Raw genomic sequence first — 14,597 nt, forward strand, 5'->3', positions numbered from 1 at the left:
TTACGCCATGCCGGAACACATTGATGCGGCGGGACACTCGGGCGATCGATTGATATGGACTCGGAAAGAAGCGAAACTCACGTCGATGCCATGGAACTCGATCGGGCCAGATTGGCTGCGATTGTCGATTCCTCGTTCGATCCGATCATTAGCAAAGACCTCGATGGCACCGTGCGTACCTGGAATAGGGCATCCGAACAGCTTTTTGGCTACAGTGCCAATGAAATGATAGGAGCCTCGATTTTTAAGCTTATTCCGCCCCATCTTGAGGAGGAGGAACGTGCAATCCTGGCACGGGTCAGCCGAGGTGATCGAATTTCGGCGTTTGAGACAGTGAGGCAACTCAAGGATCGGACTTATGTCGCGATTTCGTTGACCGTGTCACCGATCAGGAACGCTGCGGGCAAAATCGTCGGCGCGTCTGCGATCGCGCGCGATATAACTGCCACTAAAGATCGTGAACGGCGCATTCGCATTCTTCTGCGCGAGGTCAACCACCGCGTCAAAAACCAGTATGCGATCATCTTGTCTATGATCCGTCAGACTGCACAGGGCAATTACGACCGCCCCACGTTCGAGCGTCATATCGCGCAGCGGATCATGGCACTTTCAGCCTCACACGACCTAATCGTATCGGCGGATTGGGAAGGTGCCACGATGGCTGATCTTGTCGCCATTCAGCTCAAGCCCTTCGGCCGGGATGAAGCGCTTATGTTTGCCGGCCCCGCCATCATGCTAACACCAACCGCCGTCGAAAATCTGGGCATGGCGCTCCACGAACTGGCACTAAACTCTGCGCGGCACGGCGTCCTGAGCGGCAAACCTGGAAAGATCGAGATATCGTGGCGAGTTGAAGTGCCCGACAACGTGCCGTCGTTCAGAGTGTGTTGGGACGAACAAACATTGGGACAGTTCCCGTCTTCAGGTGAACTCCGTTCCGGGTTCGGCTCCGTAGTTCTCAGGAGAGTTGCACCGCAGGCGCTCAACTCCGTCGCCGAGGTTGTGTACGAAAAGTCCCGATTTCTTTGGTCCCTGCACGGGCAACTGGGCGGTTTCACCGTGAAAGGTAATCCGCTTGCCGACTGAACCTTCTAGCCAATCCGCGTTGCCATGAGCGGAGCTCCCGAATGTAGCGATGTCCCATCAGCTCAGTGGTGACCGGCGCATATAATCATCAAGATCGTCCCAGGAGCCGGCGACAGGCTTGTCGCAAAGCAGCTTAGCGGCCCGTTGTGGGAGAGGCTTTGCGATCGTCTTGAAGTGCCAGATGGCGCACGACATCTTCCTCGATTTCACGACACACGAGGTCGTATTCCCTTATAAGATTGTGGTCGGCACCCCTCATCGCGCGCAATTCATCGCGGAAAATGGCCGCTTTTGCATAAGCCACGCATAATTGTTTGAGCGCTGATGTCGACACGCCGATTAGTGCACCGCGCCGATCGGGTAGACGCAACTTTAGCCGCTGGCGTCCTATGTATTCGAGGTTCATCCGACTGCCCTAGCTGATAATTGGCCTCGCGCGCCTCAGTTGTGTGCTGTACTCAGCCGCGCGTCCAGAGCTATCCCAACAACAGAATGCAAGTCATGTTCCCAAGTCCTGGGCTCTATTTTTCTTGAGAGTGCTTGCGCGGGCAAGTGGTAGCAGGTCGTTCCCAAAGCTAGAGAACTTTTGTTATGCGGATCGGTCAGACATCATGTACGCGAGATTTCAGCAAACGATGCGTCGATTTGATTAAGCGATGCAGTAGGACGCGGTCGTGAGCCGGGCGAGACATGTTGATGGCTGGACCGCCCGCAAACTGCTGGAATTCCTACCTCCCGAGTTACACGCAGCACTGTAACACTCTGCTCTGCTCTGTACATAGCCGAACGTTCTCGCTCTTGGGCGGCCAGTGCGTGGCGCCGAACCCTTGCGTCCCATCAACCCTGCGGGTAGCCAAAACGCTTTGACGTAAGAGCGACGCGCGCAACTTCCAAAATTGCAAGCCTCGGTCTTCAACTGCCTGCCACGGGCCGGAGCGAAGCGGCTACGTTGAGGTGCGTCGAGAACACGAGCATCAGCGCAGTCCGCTGGGCGCTTCACCAGGCCCCAACCGCGCAGTTCTCGGAACCCTTTGGCGAGCTAAGGGTTGAGCGTGGAGCGTTGGGCTTGCTGACAATCTTTGAACCAAACGAAGGAGGCTTCACCCTATGTCGCTGAATGCAATCGCCCTGAACTGTACTCTGAAAACTAAGCCGTCAGACGCTTCATCAACCAAACGCATCCTGTCTCTGATTGCCGAGAAACTGAAAAAAGACGGCGTAGAGACGGAAACCATCCAGCTCGCTGATCGTGCCATTCTGCCTGGAGTAAAATCTGACGAGGGCGAAGGTGATGAATGGCCGCAGATCCGCGAAAAGATCCTAGCCGCCGACATACTAATCGTGGGAACGCCTATATGGCTCGGACAGCCCTCGAGCGTGGCCAAGCGGGCACTTGAGCGCATGGATGCGTTTTTGGACGAGACTGACGAGCAGGGACGTATGGTGTCCTGTGGACGTGTCGCAGCCGTGGCAGTCGTCGGAAACGAAGATGGAGCTCACCATGTTTCGGCTGAGCTGTTCCAGGCGCTGAACGATGTCGGTTTTACGATTCCGGCGAATGCTGTTTGCTACTGGGTCGGCGAAGCCATGGGTAGCCAAAACTTCATAGACCTAAAGCAAGTTCCGGAGGCCGTGCAAACGATGGCGGGCATGCTCGCGCGCAACACTAGCCATCTTGCTCGTTTGCTGTCCAACGCACGTTACCCCGGCGAAGGCGACTGAGCCCGTCTGCGCCGACGTTCGAACGCCATAAATCGTATGAGGATGTGCAAATGCTGCAACAGAGACCCCACCACCCAGTCGTCGTCATCACTGGCGCATCATCCGGCATTGGACAGGCGACCGCTGAAGAATTTGCTCGCCGCGGTGCTCGATTGGTGATCGCAGCGCGCAACGCATCAGCACTCCATTCTGTGGCCTCGCGCTGCCGGGAACTGGGCGCCGAAGTTTTAGTTGTACCCACCGATGTCACCAAGGCGGATGAGGTGCGCCAGCTCGCACAGAAGGCTCTAAGCTTTGGCGAAATCGATGTCTGGTTTAGCAACGCGGGCGTCGGTGCGGTGGGAAAATTTGACGAGACGCCGCAGGAAGCCCATGAGCAGGTGATCCGAACGAACCTCATCGGGCATCTCAACGACGCCTATGCGGTCGTACCCATTTTCAAACGCCAGAAGCATGGTACATTCATCAATATGATCTCGCTCGGCGGGTTCGCCTCAGCGCCTTATGCTGCTGCTTACTCCGCCAGCAAATTCGGACTCAAAGGGCTTACCGAGTCGCTGAGAGCGGAGTTAGCACCCTATCGCGACATCCATATCTGCGACGTCTATCCGACGTTTCTCGACACCCCTGGAATTGCACACAGCGCTAACTATACGGGACGCGCGCTGACCGTACCTCCACCTGTCTATGATCCACGAAAAGCCGCTCGCTCGATCGTGCGACTTGCAAATCATCCGCGCGCTTCCTTGACTCTCGGCAGTCCCGCCAGATTGGCGCGGCTTGGCCACTTTTTGGCTCCCAACAGTACGGCACGAATAATGGCCGGTATCCTTGCCAGATATCTGAAGGGCGCGCCTCGCACAGAGGTGAGCCATGGCAACTTGTTTCGCTCTGCCGCAAATCCAGGCGGCGTGGAAGGCGGCCTGCGAGCAAGCAGGCCGCTACCCACCTTCGCTATTCTTACAGTCGTAGTCATCGGGTTTGCAGCGATCGCCTTGGCTCGGACACGTCGCTGATCAACCGCCGCATTGGCGTGATCGATGGAGAACCTAGGGGTGATCCCGAGGGTCACCGATGAGAGAGTATGAAAGGATTTCCTCATGAAAAATGCCAAAAACATCAAAAAGACGATCGAGCCGGTTACTGTCGACAGTGAACGAGATCTTTTGAACAAACAGGACGAATTCTGCCGGATAAGATCGCCAACATCGATGCTCGCCGCGAAGCCGCGCGTCAACACGCTGACACTTACATCGTAAGACAGACCTTGACGACGCCGAACAGCGGGAGGCGGCGCCCGGAACCCGAGAACAACCTAATTTTTGAGATATGAGGGCGCCTCAGTCAAAAATGGCGCCCTTTGCGCCCTCGTATTCCCGCGCTAATCGCATCACCGCAGGGCCGACCTCCTCGCTGTCCCAGCCGGCGGATTTCGCGGCTTCGACAACGAAAGACAAAGCAGTATCCTTTTCTAGGCTGTCCATGTTTCCGTTTAATGCAGCAACGAGCGCTTCAGGCTCGGCGGTCGCGATATCAGCCACCAAGGGCCTAAGTGCCGCCGTACAGTCGGCCTCCCGACCCTCGTACTGGTCGGGTTCACGCGGCGACGGGATTTGGTGAGATAGCGACATTGTGGTCTCCCTATGGTCAATAATCGAAGTTTCCCTAGAAACCTTAGTTCTGCCCAATAGTTCCGAACTCCGCACCATTCTCGCACTCCAGTTTACCTGCGCCGACCGCCCCCGGCACTGCGTAAACCACCACAGCGCACATTCGCAAGGTCGTTATCGAGAAGCCGTCGATCCCGTTGGGCAAAGCGCAAAGACGGAGCCGGATTACGCGGAACAGGCCTCTACGCATCCCTAATAGAACCACTTCACCGAGAGCCAGCTCGCGGCGATGCGCGGGTGACGGCAGTGGAGACGCTATCCCGTGTGTACTTAAATTTACCGCGGATGGACGAGTTGAAGAAGCGGCCTTTGGCGAATGCGAGCTTAAATTGTTCCGCGATTTCCGGCGGAACATCGCGGTAATCATACCGGTTCCCGGACGGCAAGAGCCATATCGACAATATCTTGCTGGCCGGATCATAATTGAACTTGTCGATGAGGGAGGAAGGCATCGCGTTCTCAGGTTCTGATTGAAAGTCTCGCTGCACTAACGAAACGCCCGGCACCGACGGTCCGTTCCCTCAACCGGGCCTAGTCTTGGCATGCGGAGCGCGAGCGCGTATTGTGATTTAGTGGCGCCATGTGAGCGCGACGAATATAGGCGACTTTTATGGCACCTCAAAAAAAAGGCGGCGCCGGTGGTGAGGATTTTTCCTCCCCCCTCCTTGAGGACGAGGACCAGGGTACCGCCAACCTGTTGGTCGATGATTCGCCGGACAGCTTGCTGGTGCTGGCGAACCGCCTGCAAAAAGCACTCGACGCGCGAAGTAGCTCTGCAGGCTTAAAGAGCCTAAGTCGCGTTAAGAAGCATTAAGCTTCGGGCGCCTGGAGGAGGAAACACCGCATGCCAACCCGCCAACCGTTGCGCGTTTTGGTCGCGGAAGACGAATATTTGCTTGCCGACGACATCGCATCCTGGCTCGAGCGGGCTGGCGCAACTGTTATTGGACCATTGCCGTCGGTTGAGCGCACACTGAAAAGTTTGAGTGCAACCCCCGAGATCGATGTCGCGGTTCTCGACATAAACTTGAATGGCGAATTGATATATCCGGTGGCTGACGAACTCGCCAGGCGGGCCGTTCCGGTGGTTTTTTTTACCAGCTACGATGAAATAGACGTTCCGGAGCGATTTTCGACGGCTCTAACGGTGAGCAAGACGGCGAGTGTGAGCGATCTTCTGAATGCAGTGTTTGAGCAGCGGTTGAAAACGATGTCTGGCCTGACGCCGATGAGGCCCGAAGCGCCAGAAGAGCGCGTTCTCGAGCTTGTGCCTGGGCTTCGATTGCGGGCACGGCTTTTGCTTCCGACGCCGCGGGCTGCGGATCGACTTGTGGAGAGGACGCTTGAAAAGGCAATTGCAGAGGTTTCCAGCAGGGGTGATGGGCAGCCTCTGGATGCGTGGTTGCACCAGATTATGCTTTCTATTTTTGCAGAGGCGCCATTCGGACCAAACTAGCGCTACGGCACTACCCAGCCAGTTCCACGGCCGCCACAACAAACAAGCCCCTTCGAAAAGAACAATCTCAAGGTTAAACCTTAAGTTGGCCGGACCCAAACAATGCGCTGGGACCAGTCAGGAGCGACGACTATAAGAGGCAGGGGAGCGTGCGACTGACCCGAACGGGACTCTTGCACGGATCTTTAGTCTCGATGCGACAACTTGCACCCCGGCGGACACCGGTGGGTCGGCGCGATGGCCCCATCGCTGCCCGCAAACTGTCGAATACGGGTGATGCCCGATGTTCCCGTTCATCTCAATAAGCCGAAATCGCTTGGAGGAACAATCTTCTTTCGGCTCGGTTGGATGTGGCTAACACGGGAGAATTCAGTGAAAGAAGCTGATACGACCGACGATCACGAAACGATTAGGGCCTGGGCAGAAAAGAGAAGAGGACGCCCATCACGGGCGAAGGGAGCCATTAACGGCGAAATCTTGCGGATAGATTTCGGCGAGCGCGACGAGACATTGGAGCCCATCTCTTGGGAGGAGTTCTTCACGATCTTCGATCATAACAAACTCCTATTCCTGCACCAAGACAGGACGGCTGATGGAAAGATCAGTCGTTTCAATAAATTCATAGACCGGCCTTAAACTTCTGACCTGTTGGTCCGGCTCCAGCGCGTCCAGAACGGAGCGTTTCACCACCGCAGTGTCGACACCGGTCCCGACTCTTGCCTCCCTTGCTCCTCGCGCCTGTGGTCGCGATCGGGGTCTTCCAAATCGTTGAGTTGCCTATCCCGTTTGGCGCAGTTCCGCGTTTTCGTTCAGGAGCCGCGAATATATCTCGCAGTACTGTTCGGCACTGCGTTCCCACGAGCAGTCGGTCTTCATAGCCTGTCGTCGGAGCCGTTCCCACGTGCGATGCCGCCGGTAGAGCTTGAAGGCCCTTCGCAGCGCGTGCCTAAGCCCATGATGGTCTATGGGAAGAAACTGAATGCCGGTTGCCGCTTGCGCATGCACGGCTGCATCATTAGCGTCGATGATGGTTTCGGACAGGCCGCCTGTGCGCGCGACGATGGGTATGCAGCCATATCTAAGCGCGTACAACTGCGTCAATCCGCAGGGCTCGAACCGAGAAGGGACGAGCATCGCGTCGGCTCCAGCATGTATTAAGTGTGCCAAGCTCTCGTCATACCCAATCTTGACAGAAACATGTTGGGGATACCGTTCGGCCGCCTCCAGGAACTTCCCCTCAATGTGTGGGTCGCCTTGACCATGCACAACCAGCATCCCGTCTTTCCAAAAAAACTCGTCGGCAACGTCTGCAAGCAAATCCATGCCTTTCTGCCAGGTCAGACGATTGACGCTTGCAAAGACCGGGCCGTGCCGGTGAGGCAGCCCGAACCGATCAAGCAGGTCGTAGCGATTGCCAAGCCTTCTGAGCGGCGTGCGTGCTGAAAATGGGTAGTTCAGGTACGGGTCACAGGATGGATCCCATACTTCAAGGTCAATTCCATTGACTATTCCGATCACGTCGTCATGCCGGGCGTTCATCACGCCATCCAAACCCATCCCGCCTTCCGGTGACATGATTTCGCGGGCGTAGGTCGGACTCACAACTGTTATTTTGTCCGCAGCTGCCAAGCCAGCCTTGAGGTATCCCAGTTCCCCATAATACTCGAGCGCCTCTGAATAGGATTGAGCGGGGAGGCCGAGGCGCGGGAAATGGCAGGCCGGGAATTGCCCCTGAAACGCAAGGTTATGAACCGTCAACACACGAGGCACTTCGAAGTGTTCGCCATACTTCAGATAGGCAAGTGTTAGCGCCGAGTGCCAATCATGGGCGTGAATCAGACAAGGCTTCCATTCCTTCACCCCGCTCCCTCCCACCTCGCTGGCGGCCTTCGAAAACGCAGCAAACCGCTTCCAATTATCGTGATGCTCTTTCCCGTACTCGTTGAGATAGGGGCCGCCGGGCCGGTCGAAGAACTCGGGAGCGTCGAGAATAAGAAGATCTAGACCGGCCGCCTGCGCAGCCAGAATTCTGGCTTGTACACCGAATAGATCGTCGTAGGTCTTGACCAATCTAGCGCCCGGCAGAGCGCGCATTACTGCCCGGTATCCCGGAATAAGGGTTTTAACACGGACGCCAAACTTTTTCAGTGCTTTGGGTAACGAGCCCGTCACATCCGCGAGGCCGCCGGTCTTGATTAAGGGAAATACCTCAGCCGTCACCGCCAAAATGTCCATCGAAGTCATCCCTTCAATGTCTGACCACTCCGACTTCCAACACTGCGCCGGGGTGGAATGTTCCGCGCAAAAACTCCGACGGAGAAGATTCTGAAAACGGAACAATCGGGGGTGCCGTGTTCAAGGGCGAGAATTCTCAGCGGATCAATTCATCGCATCGCTGCCCAAAGAGATCTCGCGACTGGCGCCGCTGGCCGTAAGGGGTTGGTTCTGTCGCCACTGACGAGTTGGAGCTCATCGCCGTGCGAACTCGAATGCTCAAATCACTTCGGATGCGCGGACTGCGCGACGACGAGGGTGGCTGTCGCAGCCAACGGCCCGCATGCGGACCGATCGCTGGCTCCGCGAAAGCCGGGGGCTTAAAGGAGGAGGGCTAAAATGCCCATTACCCTGATTGTTGCAAAGCAAACGAACAACCGCGGGAGGTCAGGGGCAAGGCGGACAGTGCAAAAATCGGCCGATTGAACCCTTACGCGCGCCCGAAAGAGAAATTCCCAAGGAACGTGTGGGGATCGATGATCCCGACTGTCTATTTTGGCGCGGTATTTGGATGACAGTTTTCTAATTTCCGAATGGAACTTTCTTCCCCGCTGTTTGTTCGCTGCCCAGGGAGCCGACTTATGCAAGCAAGCGAAAACCTACAACTTCACTTTGACGTGTTAAGCCGCCGCGCCTTGCTGTCGTGCGGATCTAGGGACTATGTGTTGCCCGATCAGTATCCCGACCGAGATGCTGCGAGGCGGGCAGCTCAGAAATTCGCCTGGGAGGCCCTGGGCTACAAGACCAAGAATGAGCAGTTTCTTGATTGCTCGCAGTTACCAGTTTGGCTGCGGTGAGGCCGCCAGCAGAATCTGTCGGGCGCCGTGGTAGGCACCACAGCGCAGCGCGTTGCCGAAAGGCTTGCCTGGTGCACCCAGCGAAGACGTGAGCTCGTTAAGGAACGAAGGTTTTCGGCGATCTACGATATGCTCAACCGCATCGAAACCAAGTCCATCCAAGCGATAGCTGGACCACCAATAACGGGCGGGCGCAGTTCATGCGGTGCCCACAGCAGTAAAAGTTCCCTACTATGCGATACTATCGCCGCACCCCAGCTTAGGGATACGGTTCCCGTAACATAATCAAAAGACATTATAGCTCTCCTTAGGTTGCGCCAAAGAACCCGCCACATTGGGCAAGGTTCCTCGACGTCGGAGCGCTAGGGGAACAAAACTTTAGTCGGCGCGTTCGAGCCTGGCCAGCTATCCTGCCGATCGACGCTTAGCTCATCAAATTCGGGAACCTCTCATGGATCTTACATTCTCGAAGCTTGACTTTTTAAAGCCCGAGCTTGGGGCTGAGTACACCGGGCGCGGGACCCATTTTGCGCTGTTTTCCGCCCACGCCGAGAAGGTGGAGCTTTGCCTATTTTCGTCCGACGGCAAAGAGGAAGTCGCTCGCATGCCCCTTCCCGACCGCGAAGGCGACATCTGGTCAGGGTATGTGGAAGGCATCGGGCCGGGAACGATTTACGGCTATCGCGTTCATGGTCCTTATGATCCAAGGCGGGGCCATCGCTTCAACGCTAACAAACTTCTACTCGATCCCTATGCCAAACAGATATTCGGTGACATTCGGTGGGATGATGCATTGTACGGCTACACAATCGGCCACAAAGACATTGATTTGTCGTTCGATGAGCGAGACAGCGCTCCCTATATGGCCAAGGCGATAGTCCAGGATCCGGAATTCGACTGGTCGGGAGAAGAGGCGATACGTCGCCCCTGGAACGACACCATCATCTACGAAGCCCACGTACGTGGATTAACGATGACGCATCCCGGCGTGCCTGACGACGTCCGGGGCACGTTTGAAGCAATCGCGCATCCGGCGATACTTGAGCATCTGGAGAAACTGGGTGTTTCAGCAATCGAACTTCTGCCTGTTCAGCATTTTGTCGACGACAGGCATCTGCTTGAAAAGAGACTGTCCAATTACTGGGGATATCAACCTCTTGGATACTTCGCGCCGGAGCCCCGATATCAATCGAACGGGTCCATTCGGGAATTCAAGGCCATGGTCAGAGCCTTTCACTCCGCCGGCATCGAGGTGATTATGGACGTGGTCTTCAATCATACCGGGGAGGGCTCGGAGCGGGGCCCGACCCTGTCATTCCGTGGCATCGACAACCTGAGCTACTACTTGCAGTCGCCCGAAAAAATGCGTCATACGTACGACACCACAGGAACTGGAAATGCTCTCAATGTCGCTCATCCCATGGTCCTGCGCATGGTTCTCGACAGCCTGCGATACTGGGTTACCGCCATGCATGTGGACGGGTTTCGGTTTGATTTAGCGAGCACTCTTGGAAGGGAGGGATACGAGTTCGACCAGGAGGGGGGATTCTTTGATGCAATACGACAAGACCCAGTTCTGGCGGGCGTCAAGCTCATAGCCGAGCCGTGGGACATCGGTGAGGGCGGGTATCAACTCGGAGGATTCCCGCACCCCTTCCGCGAGTGGAACGATCGCTTCAGGGATGATGTCCGACGATTCTGGAAACAAGACAACGGAATGTTGCCGGCCCTCTCCGAGCGGCTTGTTGGTTCGCCCAGGCAATTCGATCACTCGGGCAGAGCCGCAACATCCTCCGTGAACTTCATCACTGCCCATGACGGGTTTACGCTTTGTGACCTCGTGTCGTACCGCGAGAAGCACAATGATGCGAATGGCGAAGGCAATCAGGACGGGCATTCCAATAACTATTCAGACAACCTTGGTGTTGAGGGGGAAACGGAAGACGGGAATCTTCTAGCTGCACGCAATCGACGGCGGCGGGCAATGATGGCGACGCTCTTGTTTAGCCAAGGCGTGCCGATGGTGCTTAGCGGCGATGAGTTGAGCAACACTCAAGGCGGCAACAATAATAGCTATTGCCAGGACAATGAGATTGGATGGATAGACTGGAGCAACATGAAACCCGAGTTTTTTGAATTTTGCTGCGCTGCGATCAATTTGAGAAAATCGTACCCGCTCCTGCGGCACGATCGTTTTCCTACGGGCGACCTCACTGACGAGCATGGAACTGCGGTCACGTGGCTTCGCGCCGACGGTCAGAACATGAACGATAGTGATTGGCAGGACGGTGAACGGAAAACTCTCGGTGTTTTGCTGACGGGTACGGGAACCTTAGCGGGCACTCAAATCCTGCTTGTCCTCAACGCAGGCGAACCCTGCGACTTCGCCCTTCCCAAGCCTGCTCACTCGGCATGGAAGTGTATATTTGACAGTGCAGGCGAAGGCGCAGTTAGTCCAGCACCAAACGCCGTCGAAACAGTAGCGGGTCAGACCGCCGTCGTCTTTCTGTCTGAGGAAATCGCTGCGGATGCGTGATTTCACAAGCTGTCGGTTCTCGGCCGCCAGCGTCCTGCGATAGATTTTGGCAGCTCAAGAAGGAACAAAACCAAGCACTGCCAGTTCTGCCGCTGCGCTAACATTCGAAGCCGGAGATCGAGTTAGATGAATGACAGGGACGAACGCATCAGACAGCGAGCCTACCAGATCTGGGAAGAAGAAGGGCGACCGGACGGGCAGGAAACCAGGCACTGGGAAGAAGCAAGTCGCCAATTTTCGTCAGAAGAAGAACCCCGGGATCGTTTTGTCGAGACCGAGGGATCCACCGGCGCGCTTGGCGGGTACGAAGACGCCCGCGTGCCCAAGACAGGAGGCACGAGCCCTTCGAAACATCGTCGAGGTCGCGTGGGACCCATACAAAAGTGAGATGGTTTAGGCGGCTCCAAGTCAAGATCTGGCCGCTGGCCCCTTTTCGATGAGGCAACCCGCTTCAATGCAACGGGTTGCCTTGCATCTCGTGGGCTAGCTCATCGCGGGCCCTGTTAAGGCGGCTCTTGATTGTTCCGATGGCACAATCACAAATATCCGCCGCTTCCTTATAACTTAAACCATAGCCAGCTACGAGTATTATGACATCTCGGTGTTCAGGGGACAGGGACTGGAGCGCTTTGCGAAGATCCTTGTTCAGCACGTGCCAGTCCTGCGGCGCTGCCATGGGGATGGGCATCTCCGCACAATCGACCACCCCAGGGGCCTCGCGTTTACGCACCTTATATTGCGTACGGAAAACATTGTGCATGATCGTGAAGAGCCATGATTTCAGATTAGTTCCCTCCTCGAAGCGATCAATGCTGCGCAACGCACGAAACAGAGTTTCCTGTACAAGATCATCGCCCTCGTGGCTGGCAGAAACAAATGTGCGCGCAAAAGCGCGTAGAGCCGGGATAAGATCGACGACCTGATCTTGGATTGTAACCTGATGTTGGCCGGAGGGTACCGTGGACATGAACGACGCCTTTCATCTAGCCAGACGTGAGATCAATCTGTGGAATGCTCTCGGCTAAACAAAGTTCCGACCCAAACTTCAAATCCCGGGTCTTAGGCCGATTTTTTGATCTTTGTTTTCTAGTTAAACCATCTCGGGCCGATGGCACTCCCTGTCTTTAACCAAATGCGTTACATCATGGCGAGCGCGGATTGTTTGATAAGGTAGTGAGGTACCGCACGGATTCTCGGAAGTGCGCACGGGCCCTGCGCGAATGCGCCGCGCTTCCAAGCCTTCGTAATCAGCGCAGTAAACCCTGGCCCCCATCTACCCAGATGGGGCTTCCGGTCACGTGCCGCGAACCACGGGAGGCTAAGAACCAGACCACCTCGGCGACATCATCAGGCCTTCCGGGGTCTCCGCCGGTTATCGGGACATCGCCCTCCGGCCAGTTCACCGGAATTACGGTTTCCTTCTCACCACGCAGGCTGGTGTTGTCTTCTATCTTGGTTGCAATCGCACCAGGGCATACGGCATTTATCCTGATGCCGTGCTTTCCTAATTCCAGCGCGAGTTGCTGCACCATCGCCACCTGAGCAGCCTTGGTTGCAGTATAGGCCGTAGCACCCGGAGTCGTGAAGGTACGAGTGCCGTTGATCGACGATACGACAACGATTGATCCGCCTCCGCATCCTTTGAAATGCGGCACGGTCAGGTGCAGCGTAAGATAGGTTCCGCGCAAATTGACGGCGATGGTCTGATCCCACTCGGAAGGTTGCAGGTCATCGATGGGGGCCCAAACGCCGTTTATGCCGGCATTGGCAACAACGATATCGAGGCGCCCGGTTTCGTCAACCAGTTGCTGAACCGCTCTTCTCATCTGTTTTTCATCTGATATATCGGCCACCAGCACGATCGCCTTGCCACCATCAGCTACAATCTTGTTGAATGTCTCCCTTAGTTCACTCTCGCTGCGTCCCAGAACACCAACGGTGACGTTCTCGCGGGCAAGTCGCTCCGCGACTGCTTTGCCGATACCCGAGCCGGCGCCGGTAACAAGCGCTACGCAAAAATGCGACATATTGATATCCTTCTGTTGAAGGTATTGAGCAGGCGTGTTTCAGCGCCCCACGACGTGAATGGCCAATGCGAACACAAGAGGGCTCGCAACGGCGTAGGTCGGCGAAGATAGCCTGCACTGTGTAGAGCATACTGCTTGGCCAGATGTACGTGCATTCGAAGCGTCATCCAATTCTCTACTAGATACAGGCTTCCAACAGCGCCCACCCAAGCCTGTTCCAAGTTTGTCAAAAATTGCTTCGCGAGACCGACGTATATTTTAATCGAAGGAGCTTTCCGCATCGGACAAAACCGGGCCAGGCTCGTCGTGGCAAGCGCGGATACGCGCAGGGCGCAACATTCGGGAACAGTTTGGCTTTCTGGCTGTTTTGTTATGAGAACGAAGGAGTGTGACATGAACCAAATCATCTATCTCGTAGGCCTCGTTGTTGTGGTCATCGCTATTTTGTCTTTCTTCGGCCTAAGTTAGAGAGCGATGTTAATTTAACTTATCAGGCCTTTTGCGACGCCGGAGCGCATGGCGGGAGTGCCCCGCTTGTGTCCGGTGAGTACCGTGATGACATCCGCCTCATTCCGCGCGGAGCGGAGACGCTCCAAAAGCCTAATATTCGCGAAAATCCTCGAATGGCGTGCGAGTGAGGGAAGGAAGCCCTGCTGACGGAATGCGGGCCAGATCATCATCACAACAATATCGACTGCTGTGAGTGGGTTATGTGGATCGAATAGCACAGGCTCGCGAAGCACCATCAAAAGCTTCATCGGCTCATGTAGCGTGGTCATAAATGCATGAGGCAGTGCGAAGCCTGCCCCAGTGGCCGTGGAGCCGAGCTGCTCACTTTCGCGCAGGCGTCCGTAAATGCCTTGGGACGGCATTCCAGCCGCTGCCCCCAAGGCAATAGCGCCAGCCTCGAGAACGGTCTCAACATCGTCTGCCACCAAGCCCACCATGATTTCGTCCGGTGAGAAAAACAAACTCTCCTTCATGGCAATCTCCACGCGTAGGCAGTTGTGCGTTTCCGCCAGTACAATT

14 protein-coding genes and 1 pseudogene are annotated in these 14,597 nt (G+C 55.9%); 8 read left to right on the forward strand and 7 right to left on the reverse strand.

Going from position 1 to position 14,597, the window contains the following annotated elements; translation table 11 throughout:
• Positions 1-54 precede the first annotated feature (54 nt).
• A complete protein-coding gene (locus ASD03_RS34135) occupies positions 55-1,086 on the forward strand; it encodes a PAS domain S-box protein (RefSeq protein ID WP_082557468.1) in 1,032 nt (343 codons plus the stop codon).
• Positions 1,087-1,219: 133 nt separating this feature from the next.
• On the opposite strand, the gene ASD03_RS39555 is transcribed toward ASD03_RS34135, so the two are convergent.
• The gene (locus ASD03_RS39555; RefSeq protein WP_146160884.1) at positions 1,220-1,492 is read right to left on the reverse strand and encodes a nodulation protein; all 273 of its coding nucleotides are present in this window, start codon (positions 1,490-1,492) and stop codon (positions 1,220-1,222) included.
• Between the two features lie 701 nt (positions 1,493-2,193).
• On the opposite strand from ASD03_RS39555, the gene ASD03_RS34140 reads away from it, so the two are divergent.
• A complete protein-coding gene (locus ASD03_RS34140) occupies positions 2,194-2,808 on the forward strand; it encodes an NAD(P)H-dependent oxidoreductase (protein ID WP_057218437.1) in 615 nt (204 codons plus the stop codon).
• A gap of 50 nt (positions 2,809-2,858) precedes the next feature.
• Positions 2,859-3,824 carry an SDR family oxidoreductase gene (locus ASD03_RS34145; RefSeq protein ID WP_057218438.1) on the forward strand — a complete coding sequence of 322 codons (966 nt, stop codon included), beginning with the start codon at positions 2,859-2,861 and terminating at the stop codon, positions 3,822-3,824.
• A 324-nt stretch (positions 3,825-4,148) separates the two neighbouring features.
• Here ASD03_RS34145 and ASD03_RS34150 read toward each other — a convergent pair whose 3' ends face one another.
• Together ASD03_RS34150 and ASD03_RS34160 are read right to left on the reverse strand one after the other, a co-directional pair.
• Positions 4,149-4,439: a hypothetical protein gene (locus ASD03_RS34150; protein WP_057218441.1), complete on the reverse strand. Its 291-nt coding sequence runs from the start codon at positions 4,437-4,439 to the stop codon at positions 4,149-4,151.
• Between the two features lie 245 nt (positions 4,440-4,684).
• Positions 4,685-4,930 carry a KTSC domain-containing protein gene (locus ASD03_RS34160; RefSeq protein ID WP_057218445.1) on the reverse strand — a complete coding sequence of 82 codons (246 nt, stop codon included), beginning with the start codon at positions 4,928-4,930 and terminating at the stop codon, positions 4,685-4,687.
• Between the two features lie 158 nt (positions 4,931-5,088).
• Here ASD03_RS34160 and ASD03_RS34165 point away from each other — a divergent pair, with 158 nt between their 5' ends.
• The 3 genes from ASD03_RS34165 to ASD03_RS34175 all read left to right on the forward strand — a co-directional run bounded on the left by ASD03_RS34165 (position 5,089) and on the right by ASD03_RS34175 (position 6,570).
• The gene (locus ASD03_RS34165; protein WP_057218447.1) at positions 5,089-5,292 is read left to right on the forward strand and encodes a hypothetical protein; all 204 of its coding nucleotides are present in this window, start codon (positions 5,089-5,091) and stop codon (positions 5,290-5,292) included.
• Between the two features lie 30 nt (positions 5,293-5,322).
• A complete protein-coding gene (locus tag ASD03_RS34170; protein ID WP_057218450.1) occupies positions 5,323-5,934 on the forward strand; it encodes a response regulator in 612 nt (203 codons plus the stop codon).
• Positions 5,935-6,306: 372 nt separating this feature from the next.
• Positions 6,307-6,570 carry a hypothetical protein gene (locus ASD03_RS34175; RefSeq protein ID WP_107027308.1) on the forward strand — a complete coding sequence of 88 codons (264 nt, stop codon included), beginning with the start codon at positions 6,307-6,309 and terminating at the stop codon, positions 6,568-6,570.
• A 141-nt stretch (positions 6,571-6,711) separates the two neighbouring features.
• Here the strand turns inward: ASD03_RS34175 and glgA are convergent, their stop codons facing one another.
• A complete protein-coding gene (gene glgA / locus ASD03_RS34180; protein ID WP_057218454.1) occupies positions 6,712-8,169 on the reverse strand; it encodes a glycogen synthase GlgA in 1,458 nt (485 codons plus the stop codon).
• 1,287 nt (positions 8,170-9,456) lie between these two features.
• On the opposite strand from glgA, the gene glgX reads away from it, so the two are divergent.
• Complete coding sequence (gene glgX / locus ASD03_RS34190; RefSeq protein WP_057218458.1) at positions 9,457-11,541, forward strand: glycogen debranching protein GlgX; 2,085 nt, start codon at positions 9,457-9,459, stop codon at positions 11,539-11,541.
• Between the two features lie 126 nt (positions 11,542-11,667).
• A pseudogene (locus ASD03_RS40905) lies at positions 11,668-11,775 on the forward strand (DUF2934 domain-containing protein); the annotation flags it as partial.
• A gap of 217 nt (positions 11,776-11,992) precedes the next feature.
• Here ASD03_RS40905 and ASD03_RS34195 read toward each other — a convergent pair.
• From ASD03_RS34195 to ASD03_RS34205, 3 genes are all read right to left on the reverse strand, one after another.
• A complete protein-coding gene (locus tag ASD03_RS34195; protein ID WP_057205453.1) occupies positions 11,993-12,508 on the reverse strand; it encodes a sigma-70 family RNA polymerase sigma factor in 516 nt (171 codons plus the stop codon).
• A 280-nt stretch (positions 12,509-12,788) separates the two neighbouring features.
• Complete coding sequence (locus ASD03_RS34200; protein WP_113567599.1) at positions 12,789-13,568, reverse strand: SDR family NAD(P)-dependent oxidoreductase; 780 nt, start codon at positions 13,566-13,568, stop codon at positions 12,789-12,791.
• 482 nt (positions 13,569-14,050) lie between these two features.
• The gene (locus ASD03_RS34205; protein ID WP_057218461.1) at positions 14,051-14,551 is read right to left on the reverse strand and encodes a PTS sugar transporter subunit IIA; all 501 of its coding nucleotides are present in this window, start codon (positions 14,549-14,551) and stop codon (positions 14,051-14,053) included.
• Positions 14,552-14,597: the final 46 nt, after the last annotated feature.

The sequence above is a fragment of the Ensifer sp. Root127 genome (assembly GCF_001425225.1).
GTDB classification, from domain to species: Bacteria; Pseudomonadota; Alphaproteobacteria; order Rhizobiales; family Rhizobiaceae; genus Ensifer; species Ensifer canadensis.

Bases quoted from the DNA above. Each gene is read 5' to 3' on its own strand.
- ASD03_RS34135 (WP_082557468.1), top strand. From the start codon at position 55: ATGGACTCGGAAAGAAGCGAAACTCACGTCGATGCCATGGAACTCGAT.
- ASD03_RS39555 (WP_146160884.1), bottom strand. From the start codon at position 1,492: ATGAACCTCGAATACATAGGACGCCAGCGGCTAAAGTTGCGTCTACCC.
- ASD03_RS34140 (WP_057218437.1), top strand. From the start codon at position 2,194: ATGTCGCTGAATGCAATCGCCCTGAACTGTACTCTGAAAACTAAGCCG.
- ASD03_RS34145 (WP_057218438.1), top strand. From the start codon at position 2,859: ATGCTGCAACAGAGACCCCACCACCCAGTCGTCGTCATCACTGGCGCA.
- ASD03_RS34150 (WP_057218441.1), bottom strand. From the start codon at position 4,439: ATGTCGCTATCTCACCAAATCCCGTCGCCGCGTGAACCCGACCAGTAC.
- ASD03_RS34160 (WP_057218445.1), bottom strand. From the start codon at position 4,930: ATGCCTTCCTCCCTCATCGACAAGTTCAATTATGATCCGGCCAGCAAG.
- ASD03_RS34165 (WP_057218447.1), top strand. From the start codon at position 5,089: ATGGCACCTCAAAAAAAAGGCGGCGCCGGTGGTGAGGATTTTTCCTCC.
- ASD03_RS34170 (WP_057218450.1), top strand. From the start codon at position 5,323: ATGCCAACCCGCCAACCGTTGCGCGTTTTGGTCGCGGAAGACGAATAT.
- glgA (WP_057218454.1), bottom strand. From the start codon at position 8,169: ATGGACATTTTGGCGGTGACGGCTGAGGTATTTCCCTTAATCAAGACC.
- glgX (WP_057218458.1), top strand. From the start codon at position 9,457: ATGGATCTTACATTCTCGAAGCTTGACTTTTTAAAGCCCGAGCTTGGG.
- ASD03_RS34195 (WP_057205453.1), bottom strand. From the start codon at position 12,508: ATGTCCACGGTACCCTCCGGCCAACATCAGGTTACAATCCAAGATCAG.
- ASD03_RS34200 (WP_113567599.1), bottom strand. From the start codon at position 13,568: ATGTCGCATTTTTGCGTAGCGCTTGTTACCGGCGCCGGCTCGGGTATC.
- ASD03_RS34205 (WP_057218461.1), bottom strand. From the start codon at position 14,551: ATGAAGGAGAGTTTGTTTTTCTCACCGGACGAAATCATGGTGGGCTTG.